11 protein-coding genes are annotated in these 13,256 nt (G+C 57.3%); 1 reads left to right on the top strand and 10 read right to left on the bottom strand.

Features of this window, described 5'->3' with window-relative positions; genetic code table 11:
• Positions 1-86: 86 nt before the first annotated feature.
• From HOP44_RS21530 to xylA, 3 genes are all read right to left on the bottom strand, one after another.
• A complete protein-coding gene (locus HOP44_RS21530; protein WP_172257289.1) occupies positions 87-1,208 on the bottom strand; it encodes a transglutaminase domain-containing protein in 1,122 nt (373 codons plus the stop codon).
• Between the two features lie 219 nt (positions 1,209-1,427).
• Entirely contained in the window at positions 1,428-2,930 is a 1,503-nt protein-coding gene (xylB, locus tag HOP44_RS21525; RefSeq protein ID WP_172257287.1) for a xylulokinase, read from the bottom strand.
• Positions 2,931-3,482: 552 nt separating this feature from the next.
• The gene (gene xylA, locus HOP44_RS21520; protein ID WP_172197015.1) at positions 3,483-4,796 is read right to left on the bottom strand and encodes a xylose isomerase; all 1,314 of its coding nucleotides are present in this window, start codon (positions 4,794-4,796) and stop codon (positions 3,483-3,485) included.
• A 218-nt stretch (positions 4,797-5,014) separates the two neighbouring features.
• Here xylA and HOP44_RS21515 point away from each other — a divergent pair, with 218 nt between their 5' ends.
• Entirely contained in the window at positions 5,015-6,232 is a 1,218-nt protein-coding gene (locus HOP44_RS21515; RefSeq protein ID WP_172257285.1) for an ROK family transcriptional regulator, read from the top strand.
• Positions 6,233-6,396: 164 nt separating this feature from the next.
• On the opposite strand, the gene HOP44_RS21510 is transcribed toward HOP44_RS21515, so the two are convergent.
• The 7 genes from HOP44_RS21510 to HOP44_RS21480 all read right to left on the bottom strand — a co-directional run bounded on the left by HOP44_RS21510 (position 6,397) and on the right by HOP44_RS21480 (position 13,219).
• Positions 6,397-6,627, bottom strand: a complete 231-nt coding sequence (locus HOP44_RS21510) for a glutaredoxin family protein (RefSeq protein WP_172197019.1) — start codon at positions 6,625-6,627, stop codon at positions 6,397-6,399.
• Between the two features lie 142 nt (positions 6,628-6,769).
• Positions 6,770-7,723 (bottom strand): thioredoxin-disulfide reductase, encoded by a 954-nt coding sequence (gene trxB / locus HOP44_RS21505; protein ID WP_172197021.1) that lies wholly within the window; start codon positions 7,721-7,723, stop codon positions 6,770-6,772.
• Positions 7,724-8,062: 339 nt separating this feature from the next.
• Complete coding sequence (locus HOP44_RS21500) at positions 8,063-9,358, bottom strand: homocysteine synthase (protein ID WP_172257283.1); 1,296 nt, start codon at positions 9,356-9,358, stop codon at positions 8,063-8,065.
• 329 nt (positions 9,359-9,687) lie between these two features.
• Positions 9,688-10,515: an SDR family NAD(P)-dependent oxidoreductase gene (locus tag HOP44_RS21495; protein ID WP_172257281.1), complete on the bottom strand. Its 828-nt coding sequence runs from the start codon at positions 10,513-10,515 to the stop codon at positions 9,688-9,690.
• A 112-nt stretch (positions 10,516-10,627) separates the two neighbouring features.
• Positions 10,628-11,488, bottom strand: coding sequence for a sugar phosphate isomerase/epimerase family protein (locus HOP44_RS21490; RefSeq protein ID WP_172257279.1), 861 nt, complete (start codon positions 11,486-11,488; stop codon positions 10,628-10,630).
• Positions 11,489-11,646: 158 nt separating this feature from the next.
• Positions 11,647-12,399 carry a 2-dehydro-3-deoxy-D-gluconate 5-dehydrogenase KduD gene (kduD, locus tag HOP44_RS21485; protein ID WP_172257277.1) on the bottom strand — a complete coding sequence of 251 codons (753 nt, stop codon included), beginning with the start codon at positions 12,397-12,399 and terminating at the stop codon, positions 11,647-11,649.
• Between the two features lie 46 nt (positions 12,400-12,445).
• Positions 12,446-13,219 carry a DeoR/GlpR family DNA-binding transcription regulator gene (locus HOP44_RS21480; RefSeq protein ID WP_172257275.1) on the bottom strand — a complete coding sequence of 258 codons (774 nt, stop codon included), beginning with the start codon at positions 13,217-13,219 and terminating at the stop codon, positions 12,446-12,448.
• Positions 13,220-13,256 lie beyond the last annotated feature (37 nt).

Here is a 13,256-nt window from a genome sequence, read left to right as displayed (position 1 = left end):
AGCTTCGTCCGCCGGAATACCGGGGATCGAAGCTCTTTTTTTATACAGATCCACTGCCTTTTCAACCGACGTTACGGTAAGGCCGGTCAGTTCCAATACAGCGTAATCTTCCAACTGCTGAGACTGCCCAGCGATTTGCTCGTATATCCGATCGGCGAAATCCCCGAACGGTACAGCGTCTGCAGATCGTTTTTCAACTTTGTTTTGGTTCCCCGATAGCGGAAAGTCAGACTGTTCTGACCTTCGGTATTCGCCGCGTGGACCACCTGCTGCAGCAGGGCCGCCGTCGATACGATCGTGTTCGAAGACGCCGAATAGCCGAGGGAAGCCCGGAGTTCTTTGGAACCCTGGATGCCTTTGGCGATCAGATGCTCAAGCGTCTCGCTGTACGCCGTCACGGCTTTGGGATAATTGGCCGATTTCCAGGTATGGTCCTGCCGGAGCTGCTGGTCGGTGACGAGGTAATACGAAGTCGAAACCCGATCGCCCCGGTCGGGCACGGGATCGTCCCAGGTCGTATCGATCTGGTACCACTTGCCGTCCAGATTGACCATATTCCAGGCATGCGCTTCGCTCTTCACGTAACCTTCGACGATATGCGTTTGGAATCCCGCCTGTTTGAGCATCTCGTAGGTAAGCAGCGCATAACCCTGGCAGACCGTGCTGCCGGTCTTCAAGCCTTCGTACGCCGTAAACTTCGACAAGGTCGTATCGTATTTCAAGGTGCGTACCACCCAGTCATGGATCGCTTTCACTTTCATATGGTCATTCATGCCCGGTTTCACGTTCTTTTTGAGTGCGGCGGCGACTTGGCTCTTCACATAAGCGCTCTGCTCCGCCGTTTCCCGGTAAGACAGCTTGATCTCGGCGGAAGACGAAGCGGACGTTCCGCTCAGCGAGTACGCATAGCCTTTCATCGTGTAATGAATATAAGGATCACGGGCGATCGCCGCATCCAGTGCCGGTTCGATCGCTTTTTTCAATTCGCTTATACTTCCGGAATAGGACAGTTTCACATTTTCTTTGTGCGCCGACAAAGCTCGGAACAGCCGCTCCTGCAGCTGCGTTCGCGCCTGCGTCGGCGATAGGGAAGCCGCAGTTGCGGAAGGAAGTACCGACAGCGGCTGGAAGCCTCCGAACGTGCCTGCCGTCACCAGTGCGAGCGCCGTGCCCATTTTCAACAGTTGTCTTTTTGCATGTCCCTTCATGTGCCTGCATTCTCCCCTTTACTGACGAAAGTCTCTTTTCCTATATCGGTAGGAGGACTGGTTTTTTGTAACGTCCCTTTCCTTTATTATGATCGTCCTCCGCCAAAAAGCAACTTCCGTTCTCCCGGATCTTCCGCTTATTCGCACGAAAAAAAGCCGTCTTCCCTTACCGGGAAAACGGCCTTCCGGATCGTATTCAAAAAAAGAAAGCCGCCGGTCTTAGTGAGTGCCGCGGAAAGCGGCCAGCTTGCGATTGAGTTCCGCTGTCTGTCCGTAGACGTCCTGATACACCGCGAACAGTTTGTCATACGTCTGCATGCGCTGCGTATCAGGCGTGTAGGTCACCGATTCGCGGATGAACTCGTTCGCGCAGTCCTGCAGCGTCTCGAACCAACCGCTGCCGTAAGCCGCCAGCATCGCAGCGCCCATCGCCGGCCCTTGTTCGCTTTCAAGCTTCACGACGTCCGCGCCGAACACGTCCGCCTGCATCTGCAGCCATTCCTTGTTTTTCGCGCCGCCGCCGATCGAGACCACTTTGTCGACCGTCTTGCCGGCCGCACGCAGGATATCGATCGATTCGCGCAGCGAGAACGTGATGCCTTCCATCACGGCACGGGCGAAATGCGGCAGCTTGTGGCTCGCGTCGATGCCGATAAAGCTGCCCCGGATATCCGCATCCGGATGCGGCGTGCGTTCGCCGACGATGTACGGTGTGAACAGCAGGCCGTTCGCGCCCGGCGAGACTTCGCCGATACCGCCGAGCAGCTCCTCGAACGAAGCGCCTCCGCCGAACGTTTCGCGGAACCACTGCATGCTGTAGCCGGCCGCAAGCGTCACGCCCATGATGTAGAACGCGTCTTTTTCGCTGTGGTTGAAGAAATGGACTTTGCCTTCGAAATCCAGATCGCGGCGCGTCTCGTACGAGAGCACCACGCCCGACGTGCCGATACTGCACATCGTCTGTCCTTCGCTCAGGATGCCCGCGCCGATCGCGCCGCAGGCATTGTCCGCTCCGCCCGCATAGACGCGCGTAGCGCCTGTTAGGCCGGTACTTGCCTGCATCTCCGGCAGCAGAGCTCCCGTGTCGTCGAACGATTCGACGAGTGCCGGGAACAGCGACGGCTTGAGACCGAACGCTTCGCCGATTTCTTCGCTCCAGCGTTTGCCGCCCACGTCCAACAGCAGGGTACCGGCCGCGTCCGAATAATCCATGGCGGCATTGCCGGTCAAGCGCAGACGGACGTAATCTTTCGGCAGCAGAAACAGCTCCGCTTGTTCCAGAATTTCCGGCTCGTGTTCCTGCACCCACAGAATCTTCGGCAGGGTGAAGCCTTCCAGCGCGCGGTTGCGCGCGATCTTCAGCAGCTTGTCACCGAGGACCTGTTCGATTCTGCGGCACTGCGGCGTCGTGCGCGTATCGTTCCAGAGGATCGCGCGGCGCAGCGCGCGGCCGTCTGCGCCGACGAGCACCAGACCGTGCATCTGGCCCGAGAAGCTGATGCCTTCGATCTCTTCCGGCTTGACGCCGCTCGCTTCAAGCAGTTTGTTCAGCGACAGGACGGTCTTCTCGACCCAGTCTTCCGCTTCCTGCTCGCTGTAGCCCGGCTGCGGCTGATACAGCGGATATTCTTCCGACTCTTCGCGGACGACGGTGCCCTTGCGGTCTACGAGTACCGATTTGACGGCGCTGGTGCCGAGGTCGATTCCGATTACGTAAGTCATTGTGTTCCTCCTTTGAATGTAGAGAGCTTATAAAAGCAAACGTAAAAGGACGGCTCCCCTCCCCGAAGGGAGCTTGCGGGAAGCCGTCCGATTATGAAGCAATGATCGCTTGTGCGATTCTGTATGTGTGGAACCCTGACGCCGCGGGCCGAACCGCCGGGAGAACCCTGGATGGGTGAAACCCGGGGGTGGACGGAAGACGCGGCTGAGCCGGTCGAATTGCCGGCTTTTATTTGTGTGGGATACGGTGAGCCGATTTAGGAAAGCTCAAATGATCTTGATGAAAAATTTTAAAAAGCTTGAGCCGATCCTTCTGACCGAAGGCAGGAAGAATCGGACTCTGAAAAACTGTCGTTCGGCGCGGGAACTACGATTTGCTAAGCCCGCAGGGGTATGCAAATCTCGTTCCTTATAAAAGATCGTCGCTCGGCGCGGGAACTACGATTTGCTAAGCCCGCAGGGGTATGCAAATCTCGTTCCTTATAAAAGATCGTCGCTCGGCGCGGGAACTACGATTTGCTAAGCCCGCAGGGGTATGCAAATCTCGTTCCTTTAACCATAAATATACTGGTTAAGAACGGATTGAAGAAGTTCCTGGCGTCCGGACTTGTTCGGGCGCGGGTTCTCGTTGTTCATCGCATACTCGGACAGGGAAGCCAGAGTCGTTTTGCCGGCTACGATGTCGGCGCCGATGCCTTCGGAGAAGCTGCTGTAGCGTTCTTCGATCACTTTGTCGAACGCGCCGTCTTCGATCAGCTTGGCAGCGACTTTGAGGCCTTTGGCATACGTGTCCATACCGGCGATATGAGCCAGGAACAGGTCGTCGGCTTCAAAAGAGTCGCGGCGGACTTTGGCGTCGAAGTTGATGCCGCCTTTGCCCAGGCCGTCGTTCTTCAGCACTTCGTACATGGTCAGTGTCGCGTCGTAGACGTTAACCGGGAATTCGTCGGTATCCCAGCCCAGCAGCATGTCGCCCTGGTTGGCGTCGAGCGAACCCAGCATACCGTTGATGCGGGCTACGCGCAGTTCGTGCTCGAACGTGTGGCCGGCCAGCGTCGCATGGTTGGCTTCCAGGTTGAGCTTGAAGTCTTTGTCGAGATTGTATTTTTGCAGGAATGCGATCGAAGTCGCCGCGTCGAAGTCGTATTGGTGCTTCGTCGGCTCTTTCGGTTTCGGTTCGATCAGGAATTGGGCATCGAAGCCGATTTCTTTGGCATAGTCGACCGCCATGTGGAACATGCGGGCGATATTGTCCTGCTCGAGCTTCATGTCCGTGTTTAGCAGGGACATGTAGCCTTCGCGGCCGCCCCAGAAGACGTAGTTCTCGCCGCCGAGACGTTTGCCGACTTCGAGACCTTTCTTGATTTGAGCCGCTGCATGAGCGTACACGTCCGCGTTGTTGGTCGATGCGGCACCGTGTACGAAGCGCGGGTTCGTGAACATGTTGGCCGTGTTCCAGAGCAGTTTTTTGCCGCTGGATTTCATGTTCGATTCAATCAGGTCAACGATCGTGTCGATGTTCGCGAAAAACTCTTTGAGCGTCGATCCTTCAGGCGTTACGTCGATATCGTGGAAACAGAAGTAATCCAGTCCCATTTTGTCCATGAACTCGAATCCGGCTTCGACGCGGGCTTTGGCCAGGTCCATGCCGGAATACGAATGCCAAGGACGGATCGCCGTTGTCGCGCCGAACGGGTCGTTGCCTTCCGCCGTCAGCGTATGCCAGTAAGCCATCGAGAATTTCAGGTGCTCGGACATCTTTTTGCCTGCTACCACTTCGTCCGCATTGTAGAATTTAAAAGCGAATGGGTTTTGCGACTGACTGCCTTCGTAAGCCACTTTACCGACGTTTTCAAAATAAGCCATGTAAGAAATGCCTCCTCGTTATTTCGCAGAAATCGTTTACATCGCTATCCTAGCACATCGCAAATACTTTGTCTATTGGATAAACTAAGTCTTTCGAAAAAAGTTGGGGTGGGTTAAAATCAAAAGATGGTAGCGGTACCAAGCAGGTAGAGCTCGACGGTTCCGGCCAAGTTGGCTTAAGATAAAAGGATGTTCCAGGCACGGATGGAGGAAATGCGATGAGGGTGACCGGAGATCAGGCGCTTGTAAAAAAACTGAATAAATCGATCGTGCTGGACACGATTCGCAGAAAAGGACCGCTGTCGAGGACGGATGTGTCCGAACGGACAGGACTCAATAAAGCGACGGTGTCCAATCTGACGGCGGAGCTGCTCGAGCAGAAGCTCGTCGAAGAAACCGGCCCGGGAGAATCCAGCGGAGGCCGCAAGCCGCTCATGCTGCTGTTCAATGAAGCCGCGGGCTGCGCGATCGGAATCGAGCTCGGCGTCACGCTCGTCAAGGCGGCGCTGACCGATCTCAAAGGAGGCATTCTGCTCGAACGGAGCACCCCTCTCGGCCGGCACGATCCGGAGTCGGCTTTTGCCGCGATCCGGGAAGTGACCGTCCCCCTGCTCGAAGCGGCTCCGGATACGCCGTACGGTCTGATCGGTATCGGCGTCGGGGTTCCCGGCATGGTCGACGAAGCGGGCATCATCTTGTATGCGCCCAACCTGGGTTGGGAAGGCATCGGTCTCAAAACAAGGCTCGAAGCCGAGTTCGGCGTCCCTGTCGTTATCGACAACGAAGCCAATGCGGGTGCGGCGGGCGAACGCGAATACGGCGCCGGGCGGCATGTGCGCCATCTGGTATATGTCAGCGCGGGCATGGGGATCGGCTCGGGCATGATCATCGACGGCCAACTGTACAAAGGCGCGCGGGGCTACGCCGGCGAAACCGGCCATATGTCGATCGAAAGCGACGGCCGGCTGTGCAGCTGCGGCAGCCGGGGATGTTGGGAGCTGTATGCATCGGAGCGGGCTTACGCCTATGCCGAAGCTTCGGAAAAGAATACGGCTGCCGACGACAAAAATGCGGCTGCCGCGGATCAAGCTTCCTCCCTTCCGTCTCTGACGACGCGGGAGCTGACGACGCGGGCACGCGATGGCCATGAAGAGACGATTGCGATGTATACGGAGATCGGCCGGCGATTGGGAATCGGGATCACCAATCTCGTCAACGGCTTCAATCCCGAGAAGATTGTCGTAGGCGGTCCTTTGACCGAAGCCAAAGAATGGATCGAACCCGCCATGCTCGAAGCGATCGCGGAACGGGCGCTGCCGTATCACCGGCGCGAGCTGGCTATTTCGTTCTCCGGGCTCGGCAGCCGTTCGGCGGTGCTCGGAGCGGCGCATCTGGCGGTCTCACAGTTTCTCGGACGCGTACGCGTCTCGCTGTAGCGGCCTTTCTCGGCGGCCGGCAGCTCCCTTCGGCGTTCTTGTCGGATCGGCGCATAGCCGGCTCCAATTTCCGTACGGCAAAAAGGCGAAACCTTTGGAGGTTTCGCCTTTTTGTCTTTTTGCTCATTTTTTTGCAGAAGAAACGATCATTCGGAAGCATAAGCTTACGCGTTCAGCGCTTTTTCCAGTTGAAGCTTGTTCATACCCACGATCTTGGCGTCGCCGATCACGGTAACGGGCACGGCGCGCAGACCCATGTCCCATACCTGCTGGGCAAACTCGTCGCTGTGTTCGATGTTGCGCTCTTCGTAAGCGACACCTTTTGCGTTCAGATAAGTCTTGACCTGTGTGCAGTGCGGGCAGGTTGTTTTGGTATATACGATTGCGGTTGCCATGGGATTCTCCACCTTTTCGCTCGATTTGGATTGGTTCTTGTTTAACTATCCGTCTGTTTTATTGTAACGCGATCGCTCCGCAATACCAAGCTCGGCTTCATACCCCGGCTCGGAAAAAGCGGCGCTTCGCTTTACTCGGGACTTAACGTACCGCTTCGGCCGCAGCTTCGGCAAACTCCAGGCTTTCGATGTAACGTTCGCAGTCCATCGCCGCCGCACAGCCGCTTCCGGCTGCCGTGATCGCTTGACGGTAACGGGTATCCTGTACGTCGCCGCAGGCAAATACACCCGGAATATTCGTTTCGCTCGTTCCCGGAGTCACGACGATATAGCCGTTCTCGTCCGTCGTGACCTGTCCGTCCAGGAAGCCGGTGTTCGGATGGTGACCGATTGCCACGAATACGCCGCTCGCTTCGATCAGCTCTTCCTCGCCCGTTTGGTTGTTGCGGACGCGGAGGCCTTTCAATTCGGTATCGCCTTTGACGACTTCAAGCGGTGTCCGGTCCAGCGCCCATTCGATCTTCGGATTCTGGCGGGCGCGATCCTGCATGATCTTCGACGCGCGCAGTTCGCCTCTGCGGTGAACCAGCGTTACTTTTGTCGCGAAGCGGGTCAGGAAGTTCGCTTCTTCGATCGCCGAATCGCCGCCGCCGACCACGATGATTTCTTTGCCGCGGAAAAAGAAGCCGTCGCAGGTGGCGCAGGTGCTGACGCCCATTCCGACATTCTCTTCTTCTCCGGGGATGCCGAGATATTTGGCGGTTGCGCCGGTCGAGATGATAAGCGTCTCCGTAACCAGTTCCCCCAGGCCTTCCACGTTAAGCTTGAAAGGACGCTGCGACAAATCGACATTTTCGACCCAGCCCGTACGGAATTCGGCGCCGAAACGCTCCGCCTGCTTGCGCATGTTGTCCATCAGCTCGGGGCCCATGATACCGTCCGGGAAGCCCGGGAAGTTCTCGACTTCGGTTGTCGTCGTAAGCTGTCCGCCCGGCTGCGGTCCTTCGATGATCAGGGGGCTCATGTTGGCACGGGCCAGATAGATAGCGGCGGTCAGTCCGGCGGGTCCGGTACCGACAATGATCGATTTATACATACGAAGATCCTCCTCTTTCTCAGTCGTTCCTATTTTATAATGATTACAATGTAGTTCTCATTATGGCGTCTTAAATCAATTGTGTCAAGTTGAATTTGTCACCATGAAAATGAAGATTTAATGAATAAATGTGTGCTTCCCCAAGCGGCAGCGCAAGGTCGAGCCACAGGCCGCCCGCCATAAGCAGCAAAATGACCCCGACCGCAAACGCCAGATCCTGCTTGATGATCCGGCCCGCCGTGACAGCCGAATATTCCCAACAAAAAGCCGCAGACCCCGTGTAAGCGGAATCTGCGGCTTGAAGGCTGTTTATCGGATGCTGCTGCCTGCGCGGCGGCTTCAGTTCGTACCCGAAGCGGCGATCGCCTGCTCGAGATCCTGAAGGATGTCGTCGATCGATTCGGTGCCGATCGACAGGCGGACCATCCCCGGCAGTACGCCGGAAGCGATCTGCTCCGTTTCGCCGAGCTGCTGGTGCGTCGTGCTCGCCGGGTGAATGATCAGGCTCTTGGAATCGCCGACATTCGCCAGATGCGAGAACAGTTTGACGCTTTCGATCAGCTTTTTGCCGGCTTCGATTCCGCCTTTGATGCCGAAGGTGAGAATCGCGCCCTGTCCCTTGGGCAGATACTTCTGGGCCAATTCGTAAGACGGATGGCTGGGCAGGCCCGAGTAGTTGACCCACTCTACCTGCTCGTGGCCTTCGAGGAACTTGGCAACCGCCGCCGCATTCTGGCTGTGGCGCTCCATCCGCAGATGCAGCGTTTCCAATCCCTGAAGAAGCAGCCAGGAGTTGAACGGCGAGATTGCCGCTCCCAGATCGCGCATGAGCTGTACGCGGGCTTTGATGATATAGGCGATCGGACCGACCGCGTCGGTATAGACGAGGCCGTGATAGCTCGGGTCCGGTTCGGTCAGACCCGGGAAGCGGCCGCTTGCCGCCCAGTCGAACTTGCCTCCGTCCACGATCACGCCGCCGATCGACGTGCCGTGGCCGCCGATGAACTTGGTCGCGGAATGGACAACGATATCCGCTCCGTGCTCGATCGGACGCAGCAGGTACGGACTCGGGAACGTATTGTCCACGATCAACGGAACCCCGTTCTCATGGGCGATATCCGCGACGGCTTGAATATCGAGTACGTCGCCGCGAGGATTGCCGATCGTTTCCGCGTAGACGGCTTTGGTCTTCTCGTTGATCACCTTGCGGAAGTTCTCGGGATCGCTGGAATCGACGAAATGGACTTTGATGCCGAGCTTCGGCAGCGTAACGGCGAACAGATTATAGGTACCGCCGTACAGGCTGGCCGACGAGACGATCTCGTCTCCCGCTCCCGCGATATTGAGCAGCGAGAAGGTAATGGCCGCCTGGCCGGACGCGGTTGCAAGCGCGCCCGCTCCGCCTTCCAGAGCGGCGATCCGCTGCTCGAACACATCGCTGGTCGGATTCATCAAACGCGTATAAATATTGCCGAATTCCTTGAGCCCGAACAGATTGGCCGCATGTTCCGTATCGCGGAATCCGTACGAAGTGGTCTGGTACAGCGGTACGGCGCGGGCTCCCGTTACCGGATCGATTTCCTGTCCGCCGTGTACGGCGAGTGTCTCAAAAGCAAGCTTTCTTTCTTCAGTCATGTCCGATTCCTCCCGAAATGCCGGCGCATGCGCCGGATAATAAACGGAATATCCCCATGTTCCCGGTCCGCCGGCCGTGTTCGAACAGTAAAAGGTTTCATCTGTTCCGCACAGACCGCGAACACATCAAGCTCTGGCTGAGGTCAAGCTGCTGGAGGACTCCCTGCTCTTTAGCTCTTGAACGCGGTGCTTGGATCCTATTCTGACACAGATGGAGAGGAATGAAAAGGCCCTAAAATAAATCCCGATTGGATTAGTGAGTTTAATACAAAAAACGGCCTGTTTGCTCACAGACCGCTTGATCCTGCTCCGACCGGATAATCGTTTGTTCAATCTTTTCCGGGATGTACAAAGCCCCAACCGTAACCGGCTTCTTCCGACGTATCTTCCGGCATCCCCGGCAGGATCAATCCGCCGTCGATCCGCAGATTGATGCCTGTAATATAAGCCGCTTTGTCGGATGCCAGCCAGGCAATCGCTTCGCCGATATCCGATGGCGTTCCCATGCGTCCCAGCGGAATCTTCCGTCCCAGCGGCTCCGTCCGGGCATCCTGATCCAGGTCGTTGACGGTAGCTCCGGGAGCGACGCAGTTCGTCCGAATCCCGTGCGGGGCCCATTCGAGTGCAAGCGAACCGCAGGAGCGGATCAGCGCAGCCTTCATCCCGCCGTAGATACTGTCGCCGGGATAAGCGCGCTCGCCGCGGGACGAAGTAATGAAATGGATACTGCCCCTAATACCGCGCTCGATCATCGATCTTGCGGCATATTTGGACAGCACGATAGGCGCCGTATAATCGAGAGCGATCATCCAGCCGATATCTTCTTCTTCCAGCTCCGTCAGCGGCTTCATGGTGCTCTGGCCCGCATTGTTGACCAGCAGGTCGATCCGGGCGAAATGTCCCAATACGGCGTCGATCACTTTCTTTGCTTCGCCCGGCTGCGTCAAATCGCTTTGCAGCGCAAAAGGTTCGGCCCCGTAGATATGCTTGAGTTCTTTCGCAATTCCTTCCGCATCATCCGAATCCGAATGATAAGTCAGCGCAAGTCGGTAGCCTTTCTGGGCCAGCACATGGCAGATCCCTCTGCCGATGCCTTTGGCTCCGCCCGTTACCAATGCCACTGGAAGTTGTTCCGACTCCTGCTTGAGATGGCTCATTTGCATTCGCTCCTTTTGCCGCAGTATGGGGTTTGTGTCTCACGCCCCATTACCCGGACTACATCGCAAATAAGCGCTCTTCTGCTCATTGATCGCCCTGCTTCCCGTTTGTTCAAGCTTCCGCGTACAGGCGCCGAAGCGTATCGGCCGCCGGCTTCGCTTCCGAAGCCGTAACGCCTTCAAGCGAGATATCGATATGCGGCTTGTGTGCCTTGAGGAGACGGTAGAGCAGCTCCTTGTTCAGCAGTCCTCCGCCGATCGGCCGGTCCAGTCTCGGGCGTCCGCTGCCCGCAAAATGTCCGCCTTCGCCAAAGTCCAGATCCTTGGCATGAATCAGCACCATACGGTCGGCCAGCGTATCGAAAGCTTCGCGGATCAACTCGTCCTGCTTGGACAGTCTTTCTTCGTTCAGCAGATTGCAGGCATCGAACAGCAGACCGATCGTCGAAGACGGCACTTCTTCAAGCAGCCGCCGGAAATGGCCGAGCGAATGCAGCGTATGCCCGGCAACCGGCTCCATCGCCAGCTTCGCGCCCCACTTCTCCGCTTCTTCGGCCAGTTCGGACACGGTCTGCCGCAGTACGCTCCAACCTTGTTCTTCAAAATTCGACGGATGCGATTCGGCGTAAGTCCGGATAGAACCCGTCTCCGTCGCGACCATTCCGCAGCCGAAATCCCGGGCCAGGCGCAAATGTTCCTTGAAGCGGACGATTTCGGATCGACGGACATCCGGATCGGGATGGACGGGATCGATATAACAGCCGAGCACCGCGATACGCACGCCTTCCCGGTCGAACGTTTCGGCAATATGGTTGGCCAGTCCCGGGCTCAGCCGGCCGGGCGAGCAGTCGATATCCCCGATCGCTTTGAGGAGGGCCAGCTGGACGGAAGCGAAGCCTTCCTCCGCCACTTTGCGGGCCAGTTCCGCTGCCGGAAGTTTGCCGTAGGTATGTGCCAGAATACCGAGTTTCATCTGCAGTTCCTCCTTTGTTGTACGGCCCGAGAAGTAAAAAACGGCAGGGGGCCGACAGGTTCTTTTCCCGCCTTGCTCCTCTGCCGCCCGCTTCGGAAACCGCTCTGCCTGTTCTGCCAACGTCTGACGAAGTCTTCCCTCCGGTTGGGTACGCCGGCCTAACGGATCATCCAGCCTCCGTCTACGCAGAGGACGTGGCCGTTCACGTAATTGGCCGCCGCCGAAGCCAGGAACACGGCCGGACCGCCTACATCTTCGCCCGTTCCCCAGCGCGCAGCCGGAATACGTACCGTGATCGAATCTGTCCGATCTTTGTCTTCGCGGATCGGTGCCGTATTGTCGGTCGACATGTAGCCCGGCGCGATCGCGTTGACCTGCACGCCTTTGGATGCCCATTCGTTCGCGAACGCTTTGGTCAGACCCGCGACGCCGTGTTTGCTCGCCGTGTACCCGGGAACATTGATTCCGCCCTGGAAAGACAGCATGGAAGCAATGTTGATCACTTTGCCGCTGCCGCGTTCGACCATGTGGTTGCCGACCAACTGCGTCAGGTAAAAGACCGTCTTCAGGTTGATATCCAGCACATCGTCGAAATCTTCCCAGCTGTGCCGGGAGATCGGCGTACGCCGGATAATGCCCGCATTGTTGATCAGAATATCGATATGGCCCGCAAGTTCCAGGCAGCGTGCGACTACGCCTTCCAGCTCTTCCTTTTTGCTCAGATCGGCCTGGATCTCGTAAGCCTGGCGTCCGAGCGCTTTCACCTTGTCTACCGTGTCGGAAGACGAGGAGTAGGAGACCGCCAGAATATCCGCTCCCGCTTCCGCCAGCGCAAGCGCCATCCCCTGACCGAGTCCTCCGCTTGCTCCCGTTACCAATGCCACTTTACCGTTCAGATCGAATACGCCCATCTTTTTTCCTCCCAAAATGTCGCCGGGCCGTCCGAAGCCATCCGGCCTAAATCTTCCGTTCGCCGCTTCCGTCGTCCAGCGTGATATTCTTTTGCGCAAATATAGCTTTTTGTGCCTCGTCCAGCTTGCTGTCGGTAATAATCACGTCCAGCTCCCGGCATTCCGCGAACGTCCAGAGCGCGAACTGTCCGAATTTCTGGTGTTCAACCACTCCGTATACCCGGCGGGCCGTCCGGACGAGAGCTTTCTTGTACGGCACCAGATCGCCCGTGTAGATCGAAGCGCCGAGTTCCGCATGCAGAGCCGTTGCCGATAGGAACGCTTTGCTGATATTCAGTCCTTCGACGAACTCCGCGCTGCCCGGACCGATCAGCACGTTGCGCACGCGCTCCCCGCCCGGTACGACCAAACGGATCTTATCCTTGCGCGCCAGTTCGCTGAGTATAAACAGGTCATTCGTAATCACGGTCAGCGGAACATTGTCGAGTTGACGGGCCATTTCGAGCGTCGTGCCGCCTCCGTCCAGGGCGATGATATCGCCGGGTTCGATATAAAGCAGCGCACGCGCGGCGATTTCCGCTTTTTCCGCGGCATGTTTATCCCCTGTTCCTTTGGACGACAAAATGCCGAACTGATCGTTCTGGGCCAGCATCGCACCGCCGTGCACACGCATAAGCAGTCCTTTTTCCTCAAGCCGCGCCAGATCTTCCCGAATCGTCTTGCCGGTCACATCCAGCAGCGAACTCAGTTCGCCCACTCCGACCTCCTGCCGCTCAATCAGAATTTCCATAATCTTCTCGTGCCGTTTGAGTGCGTTCATGTCTGGCATAGCTCCTATTCCGTAAAAAGTGGTTAGG

It is taken from the genome of Saccharibacillus deserti (assembly GCF_013618475.1).
Classification (GTDB): Bacteria; Bacillota; Bacilli; order Paenibacillales; family Paenibacillaceae; genus Saccharibacillus; species Saccharibacillus deserti.
This window is presented reverse-complemented; position numbering and strand designations above follow the sequence as displayed.